Here is a 22,923-nt window from a genome sequence, read left to right on the forward strand (position 1 = left end):
TCCCGGCACAGTAGCCTACCGGGGCGACGGGCGCAATATGCCTGTAAACACGGGGAAACGAATGGACTTGGGAGCGAAGCACTACGATTTGCTAAGGTCGATGGGCTTGTCCTGATAAAAACAAAGAAAAGGATGTTCCCTGATGCGAAAAGCCCCGTCATTGCGCTTTACCCTCGCTTCACTGGCCCTGGCCTGCAGCCAGGCGTTGGCCGGCCCTTCGCCCTATTCAACCCTGATCGTGTTTGGCGACAGCCTCGCCGATGCCGGGCAGTTTCCCGATCTTGTTGGCGGTACCCCAGGCGCGCGTTTCACCAACCGTGACGCCGACGGCAACTTCGCTCCAGTGTCACCGATGATCCTCGGTGGCCGCCTGGGCGTCGCGCCTGGCGACCTGAACCCGTCGACATCCATAGGCATCCAGCCCGATGGGAATAACTGGGCAGTTGGCGGGTACACCACCCAACAGATCCTGGACTCGATCACGACAACGTCCGAGACCGTCATCCCACCAGGAAACCCCAATGCCGGGTTGGTGCTGCGCGAGCGCCCCGGCTACCTGGCCAACGGCCTGCGCGCCGACCCAAATGCCTTGTATTACCTGACAGGTGGCGGTAACGACTTCCTGCAGGGCCTGGTGAATAGCCCGGCCGACGCCGTAGCCGCCGGCGCCCGCCTGGCTGCCAGCGCCCAAGCCCTTCAGCAAGGAGGCGCGCGCTACATCATGGTCTGGCTGCTACCTGACCTCGGCCAAACGCCCAATTTCAGCGGCACGCCACAGCAAAACCCACTGTCACTGCTCTCCGCTGCGTTCAACCAGTCACTGATCAGCCAGCTAGGGCAGATCGATGCCCAGATCATTCCACTGAACATCCCTGTGCTGTTGAGCGAGGCGCTGTCCAGCCCCAGTCAGTTCGGCCTGGCCAGCGACCAGAACCTGGTCGGTACCTGCTACAGCGGCGATAGCTGCGTGGAAAACGCGGTGTACGGTATCAACGGCACAACGCCAGACCCGACCAAACTGCTGTTCAACGACTCGGTCCACCCGACCATCGCGGGTCAGCATCTGATTGCCGATTACGCCTACTCGATCCTCGCAGCCCCCTGGGAACTGACCCTGCTACCGGAAATGGCCCACGCCAGCCTGCGAGCTCATCAGGATGAGTTGCGCAATCAGTGGCAGACGCCTTGGCAAGCCGTTGGCCAATGGCAAGCCTTTGTCGCCAGTGGCGCTCAGGACCTGGACTTCGACGGCCAGCGCAGCGCGGCCAGCGGTGACGGCCGCGGCTACAACCTGACCGTGGGCGGCAGCTATCGCCTGAACGACGCCTGGCGCCTGGGCCTGGCCGGCGGTGCGTACCGGCAGAAGCTGGAAGCCGGCGAACAGGATTCGGACTACAAGCTGAACAGCTATATGGCCAGCGCCTTTGCCCAATACCGTCAGGACCGCTGGTGGGCCGACGCGGCGCTGACCGCCGGGCACCTGGACTACAGCGACCTCAAGCGTACCTTCGCCCTGGGCGTGAATGACCGCAGTGAAAAAGGCGACACCGACGGCGAGGCCTGGGCAATGTCCGGGCGGCTGGGCTACAACCTGGCGGCCGACACCAGCAACTGGCAGTTGGCACCTTTCATCAGTGCCGACTATGCGCGGGTGAAGGTGGATGGCTACGAAGAGAAGAGCGGGCGCTCGACGGCGCTTGGCTTCGATGACCAGGAGCGCACGTCACGTCGCCTGGGCGTGGGGCTGTTGGGCAGTGTGCAGGTACAGCCAAATACCCGGCTTTTTGCCGAGGTGGCGCAGGAGCATGAGTTCGAGGACGACGAGCAGGATGTGACGATGCACCTGACCAGCTTGCCGGCGAATGATTTCACCCTGACCGGGTATACGCCGCACAGCGACCTGACCCGGGCGAGCCTGGGTGTGAGCCATGAACTGGTGGCAGGGGTGCATTTGCGCGGGAACTACAATTGGCGCAAGAGTGATGAGTTGACGCAGCAGGGCGTTAGCGTGGGGGTTAGCGTGGACTTCTGAATTGCTGGGGGCCGCTTTGCGGCCCATTCGCGGGTAAACCCGCTCCTACGACGGCCCCGTATACCTGAGGCTTGCGCAACCCTTGTAGGAGCGGGTTTACCCGCGAATACGGTGGCGGCGGCAACGGTGATCCGCGGGTGGAGATTGGCCAGCAGGCCCGACCCATTCGCGGGTGAACCCGCTCCCACGACGGCCCCGTATACCTGAGGCTTGCGCATCCCTTGTAGGAGCGGGTTTACCCGCGAATACGATAGCGGCGGCAACGGTGAACGGCAGGTAGAAATTGGCCAGCAGGCCCGGCCCTTTCGCGGGTGAACCCGCTCCTACACAACCTTGTAGGAGCGTGGTTTACCCGCGAATGGGCTGCGCAGCAGCCCCAATCAATTTATCTGGCGGAAGTCTGCTCTGCCAACGCCACTGCACGGAACATCGCCCGGCGCTTGTTGATGGTTTCTTCCCATTCCAGCGCCGGCACCGAGTCGGCAACGATGCCGCCACCGGCCTGCACATGCAGCTCGCCATCCTTGATCACCGCAGTACGAATGGCAATTGCGGTATCCATGTTGCCGTTCCAGGCAAAATAGCCGACAGCACCGCCGTAAACCCCACGCTTGACCGGTTCCAGCTCGTCGATAATCTCCATCGCACGGATCTTGGGCGCACCCGACAAGGTACCAGCCGGCAGAATCGCCCGCAGTGCATCCATCGCCGTCAGGCCTTCACGCAGCTGGCCGGTAACGTTGGAAACAATGTGCATCACGTTGGAGTAACGCTCGATCACCATCTTCTCGGTCAGGCGCACACTGCCGGTCGAAGACACACGGCCGACATCGTTGCGGCCCAGATCGATCAGCATCAGGTGCTCGGCAATTTCCTTGTCGTCCGACAGCAGGTCGTCTTCCAGCGCACGATCGGCCTCTTCGGTCGCACCACGCGGGCGAGTACCGGCAATCGGGCGCACGGTGACCAGGTTGTCCTCGACACGTACCAGCACTTCGGGCGAGCTGCCGACCACATGGAAGTCACCGAAGTTGAAGAAGTACATGTATGGCGTCGGGTTGAAGCAGCGTAGCGCGCGGTACAGGTCGATAGGCGCAGCCTTGAAGTCGATCGACATGCGCTGCGACGGCACCACCTGCATACAGTCCCCGGCCAGGATGTATTCCTTGATACGACCGACGGCGTTTTCGTAATCCTCGCGGGTGTAGCTGGAGCGGAACGCCGGCTCGGCCGCCGGCGGGCCGCTCAGGTCCAGGCCGCGGCGTGGGGTGATTGGCTGGCGCAAGGTTTCCAGCAAACCTTGCAGACGTGCCTGGCCCTGTTCGAAGGCCTGATCTTCAGCGGGGTCGACCAACACGATGGCGTGCATCTTGCCCGCCAGGTTGTCGAACACCACCACCGCGTCGGACACCATCAGCAGGATATCCGGTACGCCCAGCGGGTCCGGATTGGGGCTGGCGCCCAGGCGCTTTTCTACATAACGCACACAGTCGTAGCCAAAGTAGCCAACCAGGCCGCCATTGAAACGCGGCAGGCCGGGGATATCGGCAACTTTGTAGCGGTCCTTGAAGGTTTCAACGAATGCCAGCGGGTCTTCGACCTCGCAGCTTTCCACCTCGACGCCATCGTGCAGGATGCTGACATGATAGCCATGCACACGCATCACAGTGCGCGATGGCAAGCCGATCATCGAGTAACGGCCCCACTTCTCGCCGCCCTGCACCGATTCGAGCAGGTACGAGTTGGGCTGGTCAGCCAGTTTCAGGTAGATCGACAGCGGCGTGTCGAAGTCGGCCAAGGTTTCACAGGCCAAGGGAATACGGTTGTAGCCGGCAGCGGCCAGGCGCAGGAATTCTTCGCGGTTCATGAGTAGTCTCGTGGCAAGCAGCAATAGGTCAGGCAAACGGACGGGCCGGCACACGCCGGCAGGCTGAAGTCAGGCGCGCCAACGCCAACGGGCCAAGGCCTTGATGACTTTCATCCAGAATTTGCCAGTAACCGCCACGGTGGACTCTCTGTCTTGTGAGGCTTGAATATCCGTCAACGTTATCCCAGTGGCCGGGTCTGCGCAACCGGGCAGCAAAGCGCGCAGGTCGTCGATTACCAGGCTGGGGGATTCGGCGTCGATCGGCCGGCCATGGTTATAGCCGTAGGTCAGGCCCACGCATTGCACGCCAGCCGCCTTGGCCGCCTGCACGTCACTGCGCGAATCACCGACAAACAGGGACTGCTGCGGGGTGACACCGGCCATCTGCATGACGAACAGCAACGCCGCCGGGTCGGGCTTTTTCTGCGGCAAAGTGTCGCCACCAATGATCCAGCGGAAGAAATTACCGATCTTCATCTGGTCCAGCAGCGGGCCAACAAAGCGCTCAGGCTTGTTGGTGATCAGCGCCATCTCCACGCCCTGCTTGCGCAGCCAGCGCAGCGTGTCGCGCACGCCGGGGTAGACTACGGTAAGTTCGTGGCTTTCGGCATAAGCGTCCATGAACAGCGCCAGCGCCTGTTCTGCCAGCGCATCGTCCACGTCGGCATGCTCGATGCCGCCCGCCAACGCGCGGCGCACCAGCACCTGGGCGCCATTGCCAACCCAGTGGCGCACTGCCTCAAGGCCAGCAGGCGGGCGCCCCAGTTCGAGCAGCATGCGGTCCACAGCGGCGGCCAGGTCAGGCACGGAATCGATCAGGGTACCGTCCAGATCGAACATTACCAGCCTTGGCAGCGCCCCCGGGAACAGCTGCTCGAAGCCACTCATGGGCGGGCCAGGGCCAGTTCGGCGCGCATCTTGGCGATCACTTCCTGGTAGTCCGGGGCGTTGAAGATCGCCGAGCCGGCCACGAAGGTATCGGCGCCAGCGGCAGCGATCTCGCGGATGTTGTTGACGTTCACGCCACCATCGATCTCCAGACGGATATCACGGCCACTGGCGTCGATCAGCGCACGCGCTTCGCGCAGCTTGTCGAGGGTGCCGGGGATGAACTTCTGCCCGCCGAAGCCTGGGTTGACGCTCATCAGCAGCACCATGTCGATCTTGTCCATCACATACTTCAGGGCGTCCAGGCTGGTGGCCGGGTTGAACACCAGGCCGGCCTTGCAACCACCATCCTTGATCAGCTGAAGCGAACGGTCGATGTGCTGCGTGGCTTCAGGGTGGAAGGTGATGTAGGTGGCACCCGCTTCGATAAAGTCGCCAATGATGCGGTCAACCGGGCTGACCATCAGGTGCACGTCGATCGGCGCAGTAACGCCGTACTTGCGCAGAGCGGTGCAAACCATCGGACCGATGGTCAGGTTGGGGACATAGTGATTGTCCATGACATCGAAGTGGACGATGTCTGCACCCGCAGCCAATACCTTGTCGACGTCCTCACCCAGGCGGGCAAAATCGGCAGAGAGAATGGAGGGGGCAATAGCGTAGGGCTGCATGGCGCACCTGTTGGCAGAGTCACGGTGGCGCGCATTGTAACTCAGGGAAAGCGATGAAGGCTGATTGGTATCAATTGGTGTCGACCAGCGCAACCTGTGCCGGCCTCCGCGACTTTAGCCGCGAAGAGGCATGCACAGGCAACCCATCATCAAGCCGGCTGTTGAGTCCTCAGCTTCTCACTACGCCCACGCAACCATTCCAGGGTCAGCAGCAACAACACCGAGAAGGCAATCAGCAAGGTCGCCGCCGCGGCAATGGTCGGGCTCAGGTTCTCGCGAATACCACTGAACATCTGCCGCGGCAGAGTTGCCTGTTCCGGCCCGGCGAGGAACAGCGTCACCACCACCTCGTCAAACGAGGTGGCAAAGGCAAACAGGGCGCCCGAGATGACACCGGGCGCGATCAGCGGCAGGGTCACCCGGCGGAAAGCCAGCAGAGGCGAGGCTCCCAGGCTGGCCGCCGCACGCACCAGATTGTAGTTGAACCCCTGTAGCGTCGCCGACACGGTAATGATGACGAACGGCACACCCAGTACCGCATGCACCAGAATCAGCGAGGTGAAACTGTTGCCCATGCCCAGAGGGGCGAAGAACAGGTAACTGGCCACCCCGATGATCACTACCGGCACCACCATGGGCGAGATCACCAGCGCCATCACCAGCGACTTGCCGGGGAAATCGCCACGGGTCAGGCCGATGGCCGCCAAAGTGCCGAACACCATGGCCAGCACCGTGGCCGCTGGGGCAACGATGATGCTGTTTTTCAACGCCCGCATCCATTCGGCCGAGCCGAAGAAGTCCTGATACCACTGCAGCGAGAAGCCCTGCAGCGGGTACACCAGGAAGCTGCCACTGTTGAACGACAGCGGCACGATCACCAGCACTGGCAAGATCAGGAACAGCAGGATCAAGCCGCAGAGAATACGCAGGCTGTAGAACCAGACCCGCTCCACGGGCGACATGTATGGGCTCAGCATGACAGGCTCCTCAGCTCAGGCGCAGACGGCTGGCGCCGACCAGCCAGCTATAGATCAGGTACAACAGCACGGTCGCCAGCAGCAACAGCCCGCCCAGTGCGGTGGCCATGCCCCAGTTGATGCTGGTGTTGGTGTAGAAGGCGACGAAGTAGCTGACCATCTGGTCGTTCGGACTACCCAGCAGCGCCGGGGTGATGTAGTAACCGATGGCAAGGATGAACACCAGCAGGCAACCGGCGCCAACACCGGCGTAAGTCTGCGGGAAGTACACCCGCCAGAAACTGGCGAACGGGTGGCAGCCCAGCGAGATCGCCGCACGCATGTAGCTCGGGGAAATACCCTTCATCACGCTGTACAGCGGCAGGATCATGAACGGCAGCAGGATGTGCACCATCGAGATGTAGACACCTGTGCGGTTGAACACCAGCTCCAGCGGCTGGTCGATGATGCCCATGGCCATCAGCGCGCTGTTGATCAGCCCGCCCGACTGCAGCAGCACGATCCAGGCCGCCACCCGCACCAGGATCGATGTCCAGAAAGGCAACAGCACCAGAATCATCAGCAGGTTGCTCTGCCGGGTCGGCAGGTTGGCCAACAAGTAGGCCAGTGGGTAGGCCAGTACCAGGCAGATAGTGGTAATCACCACCCCCATCCACAGGGTACGGATAAAAATGTCCAGGTAAATGGCCTGGTCCGGGGTGGCCTTGGCCAGCTCACCAAGGTCATCGATGCGATGGTCCACCGAGGCCAACAGGTAGAAAGAAGTCACCGAACTGGTATTGCGGCGGATCGCCTGCCAATAAGCCGGGTCACCCCAACGCTCGTCGACAGCCTGCAACGCATCCTTATAAGAAGCAGGCTCAGCCTTGAAGGGCAGTGCACGGGCAGTCTTGGTCAACAAGCTGCGGTAACCGGCCAGCTCCATGTTCAAGCGTTTGGAAAGGTCACCAAGGGTCTGGTTCTTGCGCGACTCGGCCAAATCCTGGCTCAGCGCCTTGTAAACGTCCTCGCCTGGCAGGCTTTTGCCATCCCACTGGCTGATGACTTCCACCGTGCGCGGCAGGCCGCCGACCACTTCAGGGTTGCCGACGCTCTTGTACAGCAGCGCCGCAATCGGCACCAGGAACACCAGCAGAAGAAACAGCGCCAGCGGCGCGATCAACGCCTGCGCCTTCCAGCGGTTGACCCGCTCGGCGTGTTTGAGGCGCTGCTTGAGACTTGAACCTGCGCCTTCGTTGAGGGGCACTGCAATGGCCATGGCGAACTCCGCAATACAGGCTGAATTGGGGGCCGCTTTGCGGCCCCACACACTGGACGTTTACTTCTTCGCCGCCCAGGCGTTGAAGCGTTGCTCCAGCTGCTCGCTGTTGTCGGCCCAGAACGCCACGTCGATCTGCACCTGGTTGGCAATGTTCTCAGGCGTGGTCGGCATGTCTTTCTTCACGTCGTCCGACAGCAGGCTCACGGCCTTGGAGTTGGCCGGGCCATAGGCGATGTTTTCGGAGTAGATCTTCTGCTGCTCGGGCTTGACGCTGTAGGCGATGAACTTCTTCGCCTCTTCGACGTTTTTGGCGCCTTTAGGAATTGCCCATGCATCGAAGTCGTAGATGCCGCCGTTCCACACCACCTTGAGGTTGCTCTCTTTCTGCACAGCGGCAATACGGCCGTTGTAGGCAGAGCTCATGACCACGTCGCCAGAGGCCAGGAACTGCGGTGGCTGTGCACCCGCTTCCCACCACTGGATGCTGGGCTTGAGTTCGTCGAGTTTCTTGAAGGCGCGGTCCTGGCCTTCCTTGGTTGCCAGCACTTTGTAGACGTCCTTGGGCGCAACGCCGTCGGCCATCAGTGCAAATTCCATTGTGTACTTGGCGCCCTTGCGCAGGCCGCGCTTGCCCGGGAACTGCTTGGTGTCCCAGAAATCGGCCCAGCTGGTGGGGGCGGTCTTGAGCTTGTCGGCGTTGTAGGCCATGACCGTGGACCAGACGAAGAAGCCCACGCCGCAAGGCTGAATGGCACCAGGCACGTAGTCGGCCTCATCGCCGAACAGGGCTGGATCGAGCTCTTCGAACATGCCCTCGTCGCAGCCGCGCGCCAGCTCTGGCGACTCAACCTCTACCAGGTTCCACGACACACTCTTGGTGTCGACCATCGCCTTGACCTTGGCCATTTCGCCGTTGTACTCACCCGCGACAATCTTGCCATTACCCGCTTTTTCCCAGGGTTCGTAGAACGCTTTGACCTGGGCAGCCTTGTTGGCGCCCCCGAACGAGATCACGGTGAGGTCTGCGGCCATGGCCTGGCCAGCGGTGAACAGCCCCAAAGCCAGGGCGGTCAGTTTCAACTGCTTGCGCATTATTATTCTCTCCACAGTACAGGGTTGGTGAAGCAATCCATCAATGGGCTTCGGCAATCGGATCGAGCGCGCGGGCGTGCTCCACCTCCCAGCCCAGCGGTACCACATCGCCCACGGCCAACGCCGGGTCGAGCTCGGCAATGGGCTGCTTCACGAAGAAGTCGCCTTTGCCGCAAACCTCCAGACGCACCCGCACGTGGTCGCCCAGGTAAATGAATTCGGCCACCCGGCCAGAGAACCGGTTCACGCAGCTTTCACTGTGGCCGTTCAGACGCACGCGCTCCGGGCGTATCGACAGGGTCACCGGCTCGCCGGCCTGGCCGACATTCACCGCCAGCGCCTCGACCCGCTCACCGCGAGGCAACTGCACCTGGCAACGTTTGCCATCGCTGGCCAGCAGGGTGCCGCTAATGCGGTTGTTCTCGCCGATGAAGTTGGCGACGAAGGTGTTGCAAGGCTCTTCGTACAGCGTGCGCGGGTCGGCGATCTGCTGGATTTCGCCCTGGTGGAACACCGCCACGCGGTCAGACATGGTCAGCGCTTCGCCCTGGTCGTGGGTCACGTACACCACGGTCACACCCAGGCGCTGGTGAATGTGCTTGATCTCCATCTGCATGTGTTCGCGCAGCTGCTTGTCCAGCGCGCCAAGTGGCTCGTCCATCAGCACCAGTTGCGGCTCGAACACCAATGCCCGGGCCAGCGCCACACGCTGCTGCTGGCCGCCAGACAGCTGGCCGGGGTAGCGTTTGGCGAAAGCGTCGAGCTGGACCATGTTCAGCACACGTTTGACCCGCTCGCTGATGTCGGTCTTGCTCAGGTTGCGCACGGTCAGCGGAAAGGCCAGGTTCTCGGCCACGGTCATGTGCGGAAACAGCGCGTAGTTCTGGAATACCATGCCGATATCACGCTTGTGCGGCGGCACGTTGTTGATCGAGCGGCCGCCAAGCTGGATTTCACCGGCGGTGGGGGTCTCGAAGCCCGCCAGCATCATCAGGCTGGTGGTCTTGCCCGAGCCGGACGGGCCAAGCAGGGTGAGGAACTCGCCCTTGCGGATATCCAGGTTGAGGTCTTTGACGATCAGCGACTCGCCGTCGTAGCTCTTCTGCACACCACGGAAGCTGACCAGCGTTTCGCCGGTTGCAGCGTTCGACTTCGCCTCGCTCATGCCTGCACCTTCTTGTTGGATGACTGCGTAGGCAAAAGAGTAGAAGAGACGCAAGCGCCCGAAAATCGGGGGTACTGAGAGAATGCCATCATCCGGATGGAAGATTTGTTGTAGGGATCGCCCTACAAGGATGGCGGGATTGGAATGCCCTTGCGAGCCAACCACGAAACCTGTGGGAGCGGGCATGCCCGCGAAGAGGCCGGCTCAGCCATAGAGATCAGCAGGCCAGGCCCGTTCGCGGGCATGCCCGCTCCCACAGAGGCTTCGGCAAGTTTCGGGCACCCGCATGTCGCAATCAGATCAGCTTGTGCTCCATGGCGTACTTCACCAGCTCCGCCAGCGAGTTCACTTTTAACTTCTGCATCAGGCGCGCCTTGTGGGTGCTGATGGTCTTGCTCGACAGCGCCAACTGCTGGGCGATGTCGTTGACGTTGGCGCCTTGGGCCAGGCGCTCGAACACTGAAAACTCGCGCTCCGAGAGCAGTGTGTGCAACGGCCGGGATTCGGTGAGGCCTACTTCGAACACCATGCGGTCGGCCAGCGACGGGTCGATATAACGCCCGCCACCGGCCACCCGACGAATCGCTGTCAACAACAACGCCGGATCACTGTCTTTGGTGGCATAGCCCGCCGCACCGGCCTTCAGCGCCCGCGCCGCCATCTGTGCCTCATCGTGCATCGACAACATCAGGATCGCTGGAGCATCGTGCAGCGCACGGATACGCGGGATCGCCTCCAGGCCGTTCACACCCGGCATCGAGATATCCAGCAGTACCACCTCGCACGGTGTGTGGCGCAGGGTTTCGAGCAACTGCTCGCCATTACCGGCCTCCCCCGCCACTTGCATGTCCTTGGCCAGGCCAATCAACTGCTTGATGCCTTCACGGACAATGGTGTGGTCTTCGGCCACCAGTACTCGAATCACGATTGCTCTCCTACTCCAACGGAATGGCCACGCTCAGGCTGGTGCCTTCGCCCGGCTCGCTTTCCAGCGTCATGCTCCCCCCCAGCATCAGCACCCGCTCGCGCACACCCACCAGGCCAAACGAGGTAGGCCGGGTCTGCTCGCGGCAAAAGCCTTGGCCATCATCACTGACCGTCATGCGCAACTGTCCGCCCTCACGTACCAGCTCAATCTCTACGCTGTGCGCCTGGGCGTGACGCATCACATTGGTCAGCGCCTCCTGGAGGATACGAAACAGCCCGGTGGCCTTGGCATCACTCAATGCTGGCAGATTATCGGGCACTTGCACCAGACAGGGGATTTGCGTGCGAGCCTCGAAACGCCGCGCCTGCCATTCGATGGCCGAGGCAATGCCGGCATCGAGGATCGGCGGACGCAAGGCAGTGGCGACATCGCGCACCAACTGGAACAACTGGGCGATCAGGCGTTTCATGCTCGCCAGGCGATCATTCAGGCCAGCGTCCAGCTCGGCATAGGCCAGCTCGCACATCGACACTTCCAGCTTGAGCACGGTCAGCATCTGCCCTAGCTCATCATGCACTTCCCGGGCGATACGGGCTTTTTCCTCTTCACGCACGCTCTCCAGGTGGGCCGAGAGTTCGCGCAGCTGCTCCTGGGACTTTGCCAGCGCCAGCTCGGCCCGCTTGCCCTGTGTGATGTCCCAGACTACACCGTCCCACACCACCTGGCCGTTGCCCAGATGCCGGGCGCTAGCCTTGATATCGGCCCAGCGCTGTTCGCCCTGCCGGGTGAGGATGCGCCCCTGCCAGGACCAGTCCTGGTCGCTGGCCAGGGCCAGGTCCTGCACCCTGTGATAATCAGCACGGTCCTCGGGGTGCACCAGGTTGCGCAGGCCCATCTGCGGGTGCTGGATCTCGCTAGGTGCATAACCCACCAAAGCCTCGCTACCCTCACTGATATAGGGGAACTCCAGATCGCCCTCGGCCGGGTCACGTTCCAGGCGAAACACCAACCCTGGTACGTTGCCAGCAATGCCCTTGAGCCGCGCCTCGCTTTCGCGAAGGGCCGCCAAGGCACGGTGGCGCTCAGTGACATCGGCGAGGTAGACCACCAGATACTCGGAATCACGAAAGCGCAGAAAGCTCAGTGACAGCTCCACGGGTAGCAAGCTTTGATCAGCCCGCCGGCATTGCGTCTCAAACTGACCGACACCCCCCGCCCCTGTCCGCGCCCCTTTCCACAGCTCCAGCCAACGGTCCATGTTCAGGCTCGGCTCGAAGTCGCTCAGCGGCCGCTCCAGCAACGCCCCTTCGCTGTAGCCCAACATGCGCTCGGCGGCATGGTTGGCGTAACGCACATGGCTGTCCCAGTTGACCCAGAGGATACCCACGGTGCTCTGATCGATGGCGAACTGGCTCAGGCGCAACGCCTCTTCGCGCACCTGGCGCTCAACAAGGCTCTCCCGCGCGGCCAACAGGCTGCGCTCCAGCTGGCGTTGCTGACGGCGTTGCCACACCAGCGTGGCCAAGGCACACAACAGCAACAGACCGAACAGCAAGGCCATGTTCTGCCAGAAGCCCGGCGACTCGCTCAGGCGCGGGTACTTCGGCTGCAACCAGCGCTGATGCAGTTGTTCCAGCTCCTTGGCCGGCACTGCCTGCAAGCCACGTTCAAGTACATCGGCCAGCAGCGGCCAGTCGCGCCGCGAACCGATACGCAACAGCTGCGGCAGACCAATATCGCCGACCACCGCCAGCTCACCGAACTCGCTCTCGCGCGACAGGCGGCTGAGCTGCGCTTCATCCAGCACGGCGAAACTGGCCTGGCCGCCTACCACCAGTTGCAAGGCCTCACGATCGTCGGGCACCCCCTGCAGGTTGAGGTTGCCGTAGTTGCCGCGCAGGTAATCCGCCAGCGGGCTGGGCATGCGCACCGCCACGCGTTGCTCGGCTTCAAGCTTTTCCAGCTCCACGGCCATGGCCCCGGTGCGCGGCCCCACCACCAGCTGTGGCACGCGCATGTACGGGTCGCTAAATAGCCACAGGCGCAGGCTGGCTGGCGTCTGGGTAAGGCCAGGGGCGAAGTCGATTTCGCCGCTTTGCAGGGCATGTTCCAAACTGGCCTGGTCACTGAAGTTACGCCAGGTGAGGTCCAGCCGCAGCGCCTGCGCCAGGCTGTTCACCAGCTCCACATTGGCCCCGTACAGTTGCTGCAGACGCCGGTCGAACTGTGCGTAGGGCGCCTGCAACACCAGGCCGACACGCAGGCTGCGGTGGGTGTCCAGCCACTGCTGCTGGTCAGGCTCCAGCACCACAGAGGGCAGCGCCTCGGGCTTGGCCCAGGCAATCAAGGGCAGCCACAAGCAGCCGATAACCAACAGGCGACGCACTCGCTTCATCTATACGCTCGACTTGGCAAAGACGGCCATGCAGCATGGCCGTCACGGGCAAATACTATTAGGCTGCCGGTTTCATTCTGGCCTTGGGTTGACTCATGTCCACACTTTATCGCACGACGCTGGCAATGTGCTGCCTGGCCTCGGTCCTTCCACTCGGCGCCCTGGCCGCCGATGCCGAAAAACCACCTGCAAATACCATGGCACCGGCTGCCGAGGCCCCACGCCCACCCTTGCTGGAACGCAGCCAGGAGGATGCACTGGCGCTGGAGCGGCTGCTGCCCAAGGCTGAGCAGCAGACCCTGCAGGCCGGTGCCGACAGCTTCCTGGCCCTGTGGAAGCCGGCCAACGACAACGATCCGCAAGGGGCGGTGATCATTGTCCCCGGTGCAGGCGAAACGGCCGACTGGCCAAATGCAGTCGGCCCACTGCGGCAAAAATTCCCTGATATCGGCTGGCACAGCCTCAGCGTAAGCCTGCCCGACCTGCTCGCAGACAGCCCGCAAGCACGGGTCGAAGCCACACCACCGGCAGCGCCTGCGCCAGACAAAGGCGAAAGCGCACCGGTCAAGGACGTGCCGGCCGACGCCAACGCCAACGTGGCCCAAGCCACCGCGGCCGATGCCGACACAGCAGAAAGCACCGATGCCGAACAAGCCAGCGAGCAGGCCGACCCGGCAGATGCCGAACGCATCTTCGCCCGCCTGGATGCCGCCGTGGCGTTCGCCCAACAACACAATGCCCGCAGCATCGTACTGATCGGCCATGGTAGCGGTGCATATTGGGCGGCGCGCTACCTGAGCGAGAAGCAGCCACCGCAGGTACAAAAACTGGTGATGGTCGCTGCACAGACCCCTGCACGGGTGGAGCAGGACCTGGAAAGCCTGGCCCCAACCTTGAAGGTACCCACAGCCGATATCTACTACGCCACCCGCAGCGCTGACCGCAACGCAGCCCAGCAACGGCTGCAGGCCAGCAAGCGGCAGAAGGATAGCCAGTACCGACAATTGTCATTGATTGCCATGCCAGCAAACAAAGCGGCGGAACAAGAGCAATTGTTCCGCCGGGTGCGGGGGTGGATGAGCCCTCAGGGCTGAGTTCGGCTTGATCCTTGTGGCGGGGCGTCAAAGGCCGCGCCGCTTGCGGATCATGGCATAGGCCTGGTGCAACTCACGGGTGCGTGCGGTCGCTTCACGCACCTGCGCCTCGCTGGCACCAGTACCCGCCAGCTTGTCCGGGTGATGCCGACTGACAAGCCGACGATACGCCTGCTTGACCTTATCGGTGTCGGTGTCTGCGTCCACCGCCAGCAAGCGCAACGCTGCCGCGTAGGTCATGGGCACGCTTTCTGCGCCCGTGGCCTTGCGCGGCTCGTACTCCAGCGACATAGCCTGCACCTGGCGTCGGCTCATGCCCAGCTTCTGCCCCCAGTCGAGCAGCAGCTCACGCTCCTTGTTGCCCATCTTGCCGTCAGCCCAGACCATGCGCCAACACGCCCGCAAGGTACCTTCCGCCGCGTGGGGCTGCTGACTGATGCGCCGCAGGTGCCCGCCAAGCCGGTCCTTGCCCGCCTTGCCACGGTTGAACGCATTGATGGCGCGCAGCCGGGCTGCCTCGGCCAGGTCCAGGCGCACCATCTCCTGACGCGCCTGCTGGATATGCTGCTCGGCTACCCGGCCATCGCACTTGGCCAGGCGCCCAAGCATCACGAACAACAACTCGTCGTCGCGTAATGCAGGGCGCCCACCCAGGCGTTCGCGCATGTCTTCCCAGCCTTGCAAGCGCAGCCGGCGGTCAATGGCCTGCCCAAGCAACGCACCGAGCAAGGCACCCGGTATGCTCGCAACGGCAAAACCGGCACTCACACCAATCACCGTGCCTGGCCACCACATGTCAGGCGCGCTCGCCAATCAGAGACTCAGCCTCGGCCAGGCGTTCAAGCGTGCCAACATCCACCCAGTGCCCACGGTAGTGTTCGCCAGATACCTTGCCGGCCGCCATCGCCTGGCGCAGCAACGGTGCCAGCTTGAAGGCACCCGCCTGGCAACCTTCGAACAGCGCCGGGTGCAGCACCGAAATGCCGCTGAAGGTCAGCGTGCCTGGCGCGTCATCGCCGTCAACGACCTGCTCGCCCATCAGGCGGAAGTCACCGCGGCCGTGATGGCCAGGGTTGTCGACCAGCACCAGGTGAGCCAGACCTTGCAGGGGAACCTGCAGACGCGCGAAGTCGTAGTCGGTCCACACATCGCCATTCACCAGCAGGAACGGCGCCTCACCCAACAAAGGCAGGGCCTTGAAGATGCCGCCGCCGGTTTCCAGCGGTTCACCTTCAGGTGAATAGCAGATGCTCAGGCCGAAGCGGCTACCGTCGCCCAGATGGTCCTCGATCTGCTGACCAAGCCAGGCATGGTTGATCACCACTTCGGTCACGCCCGCTGCCGCCAGGGCGCGCAGGTGGTACTCGATCAGCGGCTGGCCGGCGACCGGGACCAACGGTTTTGGGGTGTGCAGGGTCAGCGGGCGCATGCGCTCGCCCTTCCCCGCAGCCAGGATCATGGCCTTCATGCACGCGCTCCGGCCTGCAACTCGGCAATCAGCTCACCCAGCTCCGCCAATTCGGGCCGGCGACCGATCACTTCATTTATATAGGCGAAGAAACGCGGCACGTCGCCCAGGTAACGCGGCTTGCCGTCGCGGTGGCAGATACGGGCGAAGATACCGATCACCTTCAGGTGCCGCTGCACGCCCATCAGGTCACTGGCGCGGTGGAAGGCTTCGAACTCGGCGTGCACCGGGATGCCAGCCGCCTGCGCCTGCTGCCAGTAGTCGCTCAGCCAACCTTCGACCCGCGCCTGCGGCCAGCTGACAAAGGCGTCCTTGAACAGGCAGGTAATGTCGTAGGTGACCGGGCCGTATACCGCATCCTGAAAGTCCAGCACACCAGGGTTGGGGGTGCTCTGCATCAGGTTGCGCGGCATGTAGTCACGGTGTACCAGCACCTTGGGTTGCGCCAGGGCGCTGTCGATCAGCAACTGGCTGACGCGCTGCCAGGTGGCCTTCTGTGCATCGGTGAAGGTCAGGCCCAGCTCACGCCCCACGTACCATTCGGGGAACAGTTCCACTTCACGGCGCAGCAGGGCGTCGTCGTAGCTGGGCAGCGGCGCGTCCATCGGCAAACGCTGGAACTTCAGAAGGGCATCGATGGCGTCGGCGAACAGGCCATCGGCGTTGTCGGCATTGATGATGTCAAGGTATGTCTGAGTGCCCAGATCCCCAAGCAACAAAAAGCCGCGTTCCAGGTCCTGGGCGTGGATCAGCGGCACATGGACGTCAGCGCTGGCCAGCAGGTGGTCGATGGCGACGAACGGTCGGCAGTTCTCCTGCGGGGGGGGCGCATCCATGATCACGAAACTGTGGCCAGCGCCCTGCCAGCGGAAATAGCGGCGGAAGCTGGCGTCGCTGCTGGCAGCGGTCAAGCTGCCTGCAGGCACCTCGCCCCAGGCGTTGTCACGGAAAAGATCATTGAGCTGTTCATCGAGCCAGACCGTCAGTTGTTGCAGGCGTACATCGTGTTCAGGCATTGCAAGGGTCTCCGACGGCCCTAGCCGTCAAGCGGGTCATGCTTTATTATCCAGCATCTTTTTCAGACCATCGAGAGGCGTGCGGCCCCACACGCGGGCAGATGGCACGCAGGAAGCCCGGACTAATAAGATGGCATTGAAATCCCCCGCGTTTCGTAGAAAGTTTCCGTTGCTGGTAACCGGCGGTCTGCTGGCCCTGCAACCTCTGGCCACCTCATACGTAGTGGCAGCCGAACAGTTCGACTGCCAAGTGTCCGCCGCCGGTGGTTGGGACTGCAAGCCCAAAACCCCAGTCAACAACTTGCCACCGCGCCCGGTGCACGAAGGTGCAGCCGTCAGCTCCGGTACCGAAGCGGCGGGCGAAGCCGAAACTGCGGACCGGCCCGTGCTGGTTACCGAGGCCAAGGGCCGTGGTCTGAAGTCGCGCAGCGAAGACTACAGCCACCTGGACTGGGTTCCGCGTGAAAAGCTCACCGCCGCGCAGCTGGCTGAAACCGGCCCGTACTGCGGTGGCGCGTATATCGAGCCAACCCGCCCGGGCATGGCCGACACCACGCCGAAGGACGAGTCGCCAACCTACATCAATGCCAAGGTATCCAAGTACCAGCAGGAGCAGCAGGTCGCTACCCTCGCCGGTGACGTGGTAATGCGCCAGGGCAGCATGCAGGCCGAAGCCGACGAGGCCAACCTCTACCAGGCCGAAAACCGTGGCGAGCTCAAGGGCAACGTCAAGATCCGTGACAACGGTTCGCTGGTGGTCGGTGACGAGGCCCAGATCCAGCTCGACACTGGCGAAGCTCAGGTCGACAACGCCGAATACGTGATGCACAAGTCGCACATCCGCGGCAGTGCCCTGTACGCCAAGCGTGGCGAAAACGCCATCATCCGCCTCAAAGACGGTACGTACACCACCTGCGAACCGGGCAGCAACGCCTGGCAGCTGAAGGGCAACAACATCACCCTGAACCCGGCCACCGGTTTCGGTACTGCGACCAACGTTACGCTTCGGGTCAAGGATTTCCCGGTGTTCTATACACCGTACATCTACTTCCCGATTGACGACCGTCGCCAGTCCGGTTTCCTGCCGCCGTCGTTCAGCACCAGCAGCGACACCGGCTTCATGCTGGTCACGCCGTACTACTTCAACCTGGCGCCTAACTACGACGCCACGTTGTACCCGCGTTACATGGCCAAGCGCGGCCTGCTGATGGAAGGCGAGTTCCGCTACCTGACACCTTCCAGCGAAGGCCAGTTCGGCGGCGCCTACCTGAACGACAAGAACGACGACCGCAAAGATCAGACGGATTACAAAGATCAGCGCTGGATGGTCAACTGGCAGCACAAGGGTGGCCTGGACGAACGCCTGATGACCGAGGTGGACTACACCGACATCAGCGACCCGTTCTACTTCCAGGACCTGGAATCCGACCAGATTGGCGTGGAAAGCCGCGACCTGCTGAACCAGCAGGGTGCGTTGACCTACCGAGGCGACAGCTACACCGCGCGGTTGAATGTGCATGCCTACGAGATGGCGACCATCTCGCAGATCACGCCGTATGATCGCCTGCCGCAGCTGACCCTGAACGGTACGCTGCCGTTCCAGCCTGGCGGTTTGAACCTTGGGTACGAGACTGAAGCTGTTCGCTTTGATCGTGACCTGAAGGACGATTTCGTTCTGGACGAAGATGGCAATCCAGACGCCAGCGCCGGCGTACCCGGTCGTCGTCTTGACGAAAATATCTTCGGTGTAGCGCGTGCCAACGGTACCCGGTTGAACGTCGCCCCGTCCATCAGCCTGCCGATGGAGGCCAGCTACGGCTACATCACGCCGAAGCTGAAGTACATGTATACCCATTACGACCTTGACCTGGATAGCAAGGGCAAGAGCGACATTGCTGCCGCGAACGCAGACACACTGGACGTGTTCGGCGACTACAAAAGCAACCTGAACCGCGATATCCCGATTTTCAGCGTCGACAGCGGCCTGTATTTCGACCGCAACACCTCGCTGTTCGGCACCAACTACCGCCAGACCCTCGAACCGCGCATGTTCTACCTCTATGTCCCGTACAAGGACCAGATGGACATCCCGCTGTTCGACACGGGTGAAACCCTGTTCAGCTACGACTCGCTGTTCCGTGACAACCGTTTCAGTGGTACCGACCGCATCGGCGACGAGAACAAGCTGTCGCTGGGCGTGACCACCCGCTGGATCGAGGAGAACGGCTTCGAGCGCCAGAACTTCAGCATCGGCCAGGCCTACTACTTCAAGGACCGCAAGGTCCAGCTGCCAGGCATCGACTACCGCAACCGCAAGGACGCGCAGTCCGATGTATCGCCATACGCCCTGGTATACAACTACTACTTCAACCGCGACTGGCGCCTCAATTCGGACTTCAACTGGGACCCGGACAGCCGCAGCACCCGCTCGGGCAGCGCGATGTTCCACTACCAGCCTGAAGACAACCCGAACAAGATCGTCAACCTCGGTTATCGCTACCGTAACGACACCATTGCCTACGACTCGACCACGGGTACCTGGAAAGTGGGCGGCGGTGACTATGGCACCCCGGGCGATCCGAACTACATCAAGGATTACTACAAGATCCAGCAGCACGACTTCTCGGTCATCTGGCCGATCGTGCCGCAATGGAACGTTATCGCTCGCTGGCAGCATGACTACAACCGCAACCGTACCCTGGAAGCCATGGGTGGTTTCGAATACGACAACTGCTGCTGGAAGCTGCGCCTGATCAACCGTTACTGGATCGACTACGACGATTTCAGCCAGGCCCTTCCACAGAACGAAAAAGGCGACCACGGTGTCTTCCTTCAGATCGTCCTGAAAGGCCTCGGCGGCGTAGTTGGCAACAAGGTCGAGTCTTTCCTCGACCAAGGCATTCAAGGTTACCGTGAACGTGAAGACCAAGCTTATTGATCGTCTGCGCCCAGTGTTGCTGGGCGTCGCTTTGCTGAGTGGCGCGGTGCATGCCGCGGTGCAACCTCTTGATCGCGTGGTGGCTATCGTCGACAACGACGTGGTCATGCAAAGCCAGCTGGACCAGCGTGTCCATGAGGTCCAGCAAACCATCGCCAAGCGCGGCGGCGGCGTGCCGCCGACCAGCGCCCTGGAACAGCAGGTCCTGGAACGCCTGATCGTCGAGAACCTGCAGCTGCAGATCGGCGAGCGCTCTGGCATCCGCATCACCGACGAAGAGCTGAACCAGGCCATTGGCACCATTGCCCAGCGCAATGGTATGTCGTTGGACCAGTTCCGCGCGGCGCTGGCCCATGACGGCCTGTCGTTCGACGACGCTCGCGAGCAGGTCAAGCGCGAGATGATCATCAGCCGCGTGCGCCAACGCCGCGTTGCCGAACGCATCCAGGTGTCCGAGCAGGAAGTGAAGAACTTCCTGGCCTCGGACCTGGGCAAGATGCAGATGTCGGAAGAGTACCGCCTGGCCAACATCCTCATCCCGACCCCGGAAGCCGCCAACTCGGACGATATCCAGAAGGCTGCGCGCAAGGTCGGTGACGTTTACCAGCAACTGCGCCAGGGTGCTGACTTCGGCCAGATGGCGATTGCCAACTCGGCCAGCGAAAACGCCCTGGAAGGCGGCGAGATGGGCTGGCGTAAAGCCGGTCAGCTGCCACCTGACTTCGCCAAGATGCTCAGCAGCATGCCAGTGGGCGAAATTACCCAGCCTATTCGCATCCCCAACGGCTTCATCATCCTCAAGCTCGAGGAGAAGCGCGGCGGCAGCGAGAACGTACTGCGTGACGAAGTGCATGTACGCCACATCCTGATCAAGCCAAGCGAGATCCGCAGCGAGGCGGCCACCCAGCAGCTGGCCGAGCGCCTGTACGATCGGATCAAGAACGGCGAAGACTTCGGCGAACTGGCCAAGAGCTTCTCGGAAGACCCGGGTTCGGCACTCAACGGCGGCGACCTCAACTGGGTCGATCCAAACAGCCTGGTACCGGAGTTCCGTGAACAGATGGCCAATGCCCAGCAAGGCGTGGTGACCAAACCGTTCAAGACCCAGTACGGCTGGCACGTTCTGGAAGTGCTGGGCCGCCGCGCCACCGACAGCACCGAGCAGGCTCGCGAACAGCAGGCCCTGAGCGTACTGCGCAACCGCAAGTACGACGAAGAGCTGCAAACCTGGCTGCGCCAGATCCGCGACGAAGCCTACGTTGAAATCAAGCTGCCTGGCGCTGACCAGGCCGCCCAGTGAAGCCCCTGCGCTTCGCCGTCACCCCCGGCGAGCCGGCCGGCATAGGCCCCGACCTGTGCCTGCTGCTCGCCGCAGACGCCCAGCCCCACCCCCTGATCGCCATCACTAGCCGTGACCTGCTCGCCGAGCGGGCCACGCAGCTGGGGCTGGCCGTCAGCCTGCTGCCGGTAGCCCCGGGCCAATGGCCTGAGCTCCCGGCACCCGCAGGTAGCCTGTACGTCTGGGATACCCCCTTGGCGGCCCCGGTGGTGCCAGGCCAGCTCGACAAGGCCAACGCAGCGTTCGTGCTGGAAACCCTGACCCGCGCCGGGCAAGGCTGCCTGGACGGGCACTTCGCCGGGATGATCACGGCCCCGGTGCACAAGGGTGTGATCAACGAAAGCGGTATCGCCTTTTCCGGGCATACCGAATTCCTTGCCGAACTGACCCGTACCGCACAAGTGGTAATGATGCTGGCCACCCGCGGCCTGCGCGTGGCCCTGGTGACCACGCACCTGCCACTGCGTGATGTTGCCGACGCTATCACTGCAGAGCGCGTCGAACGTGTAACCCGTATCCTGCATGCCGACATGCGCGACAAGTTTGGCATTGCCAACCCGCGTATCCTGGTGTGTGGCCTCAACCCGCACGCGGGCGAGGGCGGCCACCTGGGCCGCGAAGAAATCGACATCATCGAGCCGACCCTGGCCCGCCTGCGCACCGAAGGCATGAACCTGCGCGGGCCGCTGCCGGCCGATACCCTGTTTACCCCCAAATATCTGGAGCACTGCGATGCGGTGCTGGCGATGTACCACGACCAGGGCCTTCCCGTACTCAAGTACAAAGGCTTCGGCGCAGCAGTGAACGTGACCTTGGGCCTGCCAATCATCCGCACGTCGGTTGACCACGGCACCGCCCTGGACCTGGCCGGCACTGGCAAAGTCGACACCGGCAGCCTGCGCGTCGCACTGGAAACCGCCTACCAGATGGCCGAGAACCGACCATGAACGAGCAATACCAACACCGGGCGCGCAAGCGCTTCGGCCAGAACTTCCTGCACGACGCCGGTATCATCGACCGCATCCTGCGTGCCATCAACGCCAAGGCCGGCGAACACCTGCTGGAAATCGGCCCGGGCCAAGGCGCCCTGACCGAAGGCCTGCTGGGCAGTGGCGCACAGCTGGACGTGGTGGAGCTGGACAAAGACCTGGTGCCGATCCTGCAGCACAAGTTCGCTGATCGCAGCAACTTCCGCCTGCACCAGGGCGACGCCCTGAAGTTCGACTTCAACCAGCTGGGCGTGCCGCCGCGCAGCCTCAAGGTGGTTGGCAACCTGCCCTACAACATCTCCACCCCGCTGATCTTCCACCTGCTCAGCCACGCCGGGCTGATCCGCGACATGCATTTCATGCTGCAGAAGGAAGTGGTCGAGCGCATGGCCGCCGGCCCTGGCGGCGGTGACTGGGGGCGCTTGTCGATCATGGTGCAGTACCACTGCCGCGTGGAGCACCTGTTCAATGTCGGCCCTGGTGCCTTCAACCCCCCCCCGAAAGTGGATTCGGCAATCGTCCGCCTGGTGCCGCACGAAGTGCTGCCGTTCCCGGCCAAGGACCACCTGCTGCTGGAGCGTGTCGTTCGCGAAGCGTTCAACCAGCGCCGCAAGACGCTGCGCAACACCATGAAAGGCCTGCTGGACAGCGCCGCCATCGAGGCTGCCGGCGTTGATGGCAGCCTGCGCCCTGAACAGCTCGACCTGGCAGCCTTCGTGCGCCTGGCTGACCAGCTGGCGGATCAGCAACAAGCCTGATTTAGCCTGTACCGGCCGCTTCGCGGGCCACAAGGGATCGCACAA

The 22,923-nt window shown here is 62.6% G+C and carries 18 protein-coding genes; 6 read left to right on the forward strand and 12 right to left on the reverse strand.

All coding sequences use genetic code 11. The annotated features are described in order from the left end of the window. Positions 1–142: 142 nt before the first annotated feature. Positions 143–2,032: an esterase EstP gene (estP, locus tag ACK59Z_RS23940; protein WP_108191986.1), complete on the forward strand. Its 1,890-nt coding sequence runs from the start codon at positions 143–145 to the stop codon at positions 2,030–2,032. Positions 2,033–2,417: 385 nt separating this feature from the next. Here estP and trpE read toward each other — a convergent pair whose 3' ends face one another. The 9 genes from trpE to ACK59Z_RS23985 all read right to left on the reverse strand — a co-directional run bounded on the left by trpE (position 2,418) and on the right by ACK59Z_RS23985 (position 13,276). After that, a complete protein-coding gene (trpE, locus tag ACK59Z_RS23945; RefSeq protein ID WP_003255536.1) occupies positions 2,418–3,899 on the reverse strand; it encodes an anthranilate synthase component I in 1,482 nt (493 codons plus the stop codon). Positions 3,900–3,968: 69 nt separating this feature from the next. Further along, positions 3,969–4,787, reverse strand: coding sequence for a phosphoglycolate phosphatase (locus tag ACK59Z_RS23950; RefSeq protein ID WP_409293802.1), 819 nt, complete (start codon positions 4,785–4,787; stop codon positions 3,969–3,971). Further along, a complete protein-coding gene (gene rpe / locus ACK59Z_RS23955; protein ID WP_003255539.1) occupies positions 4,784–5,458 on the reverse strand; it encodes a ribulose-phosphate 3-epimerase in 675 nt (224 codons plus the stop codon). Before rpe ends, ACK59Z_RS23950 begins: the two co-directional genes overlap by 4 nt. 149 nt (positions 5,459–5,607) lie before the next feature. Further along, positions 5,608–6,435 carry an ABC transporter permease gene (locus ACK59Z_RS23960; protein ID WP_003255542.1) on the reverse strand — a complete coding sequence of 276 codons (828 nt, stop codon included), beginning with the start codon at positions 6,433–6,435 and terminating at the stop codon, positions 5,608–5,610. 10 nt (positions 6,436–6,445) lie between these two features. Further along, positions 6,446–7,693, reverse strand: coding sequence for an ABC transporter permease (locus tag ACK59Z_RS23965; protein WP_003255544.1), 1,248 nt, complete (start codon positions 7,691–7,693; stop codon positions 6,446–6,448). A gap of 60 nt (positions 7,694–7,753) precedes the next feature. Then, on the reverse strand, positions 7,754–8,788 hold the full coding sequence (locus ACK59Z_RS23970; protein WP_108191989.1) for an ABC transporter substrate-binding protein: 1,035 nt from the start codon (positions 8,786–8,788) through the stop codon (positions 7,754–7,756). Positions 8,789–8,828: 40 nt separating this feature from the next. Next, complete coding sequence (locus tag ACK59Z_RS23975; RefSeq protein ID WP_003255547.1) at positions 8,829–9,953, reverse strand: ABC transporter ATP-binding protein; 1,125 nt, start codon at positions 9,951–9,953, stop codon at positions 8,829–8,831. 295 nt (positions 9,954–10,248) lie between these two features. Next, positions 10,249–10,881, reverse strand: coding sequence for a response regulator transcription factor (locus ACK59Z_RS23980; RefSeq protein WP_172830947.1), 633 nt, complete (start codon positions 10,879–10,881; stop codon positions 10,249–10,251). A 7-nt stretch (positions 10,882–10,888) separates the two neighbouring features. Continuing rightward, complete coding sequence (locus ACK59Z_RS23985; RefSeq protein ID WP_108191990.1) at positions 10,889–13,276, reverse strand: PAS domain S-box protein; 2,388 nt, start codon at positions 13,274–13,276, stop codon at positions 10,889–10,891. 95 nt (positions 13,277–13,371) lie between these two features. Here ACK59Z_RS23985 and ACK59Z_RS23990 point away from each other — a divergent pair, with 95 nt between their 5' ends. Then, positions 13,372–14,370 (forward strand): alpha/beta hydrolase family protein, encoded by a 999-nt coding sequence (locus tag ACK59Z_RS23990; RefSeq protein ID WP_003255551.1) that lies wholly within the window; start codon positions 13,372–13,374, stop codon positions 14,368–14,370. A 27-nt stretch (positions 14,371–14,397) separates the two neighbouring features. Here ACK59Z_RS23990 and ACK59Z_RS23995 read toward each other — a convergent pair whose 3' ends face one another. From ACK59Z_RS23995 to ACK59Z_RS24005, 3 genes are read right to left on the reverse strand one after another with little or no spacing between them, the layout of a single operon-like run. Continuing rightward, entirely contained in the window at positions 14,398–15,165 is a 768-nt protein-coding gene (locus ACK59Z_RS23995; protein ID WP_003255552.1) for a TerB family tellurite resistance protein, read from the reverse strand. Between the two features lies 1 nt (position 15,166). After that, a complete protein-coding gene (gene murU / locus ACK59Z_RS24000) occupies positions 15,167–15,838 on the reverse strand; it encodes an N-acetylmuramate alpha-1-phosphate uridylyltransferase MurU (protein ID WP_409293805.1) in 672 nt (223 codons plus the stop codon). Beyond that, entirely contained in the window at positions 15,835–16,854 is a 1,020-nt protein-coding gene (locus ACK59Z_RS24005) for an aminoglycoside phosphotransferase family protein (protein ID WP_014755129.1), read from the reverse strand. The genes murU and ACK59Z_RS24005 overlap by 4 nt, the downstream gene beginning before the upstream one ends. Before the next feature lie 130 nt (positions 16,855–16,984). On the opposite strand from ACK59Z_RS24005, the gene ACK59Z_RS24010 reads away from it, so the two are divergent. The 4 genes from ACK59Z_RS24010 to rsmA are packed head-to-tail and all read left to right on the forward strand — an operon-like array spanning position 16,985 to position 22,878. Further along, entirely contained in the window at positions 16,985–19,792 is a 2,808-nt protein-coding gene (locus ACK59Z_RS24010) for an LPS-assembly protein LptD (RefSeq protein ID WP_409293807.1), read from the forward strand. Then, entirely contained in the window at positions 19,767–21,092 is a 1,326-nt protein-coding gene (gene surA / locus ACK59Z_RS24015; protein ID WP_019750284.1) for a peptidylprolyl isomerase SurA, read from the forward strand. The genes ACK59Z_RS24010 and surA overlap by 26 nt, the downstream gene beginning before the upstream one ends. Beyond that, positions 21,089–22,078, forward strand: a complete 990-nt coding sequence (gene pdxA, locus ACK59Z_RS24020; RefSeq protein WP_409293809.1) for a 4-hydroxythreonine-4-phosphate dehydrogenase PdxA — start codon at positions 21,089–21,091, stop codon at positions 22,076–22,078. Before surA ends, pdxA begins: the two co-directional genes overlap by 4 nt. Continuing rightward, positions 22,075–22,878: a 16S rRNA (adenine(1518)-N(6)/adenine(1519)-N(6))-dimethyltransferase RsmA gene (gene rsmA / locus ACK59Z_RS24025; protein ID WP_003255558.1), complete on the forward strand. Its 804-nt coding sequence runs from the start codon at positions 22,075–22,077 to the stop codon at positions 22,876–22,878. The genes pdxA and rsmA overlap by 4 nt, the downstream gene beginning before the upstream one ends. Positions 22,879–22,923 lie beyond the last annotated feature (45 nt).

Origin of the sequence: Pseudomonas sp. KCJK9058 (genome assembly GCF_046230975.1) — a bacterium.
Lineage (GTDB): Bacteria > Pseudomonadota > Gammaproteobacteria > Pseudomonadales > Pseudomonadaceae > Aquipseudomonas > Aquipseudomonas alloputida.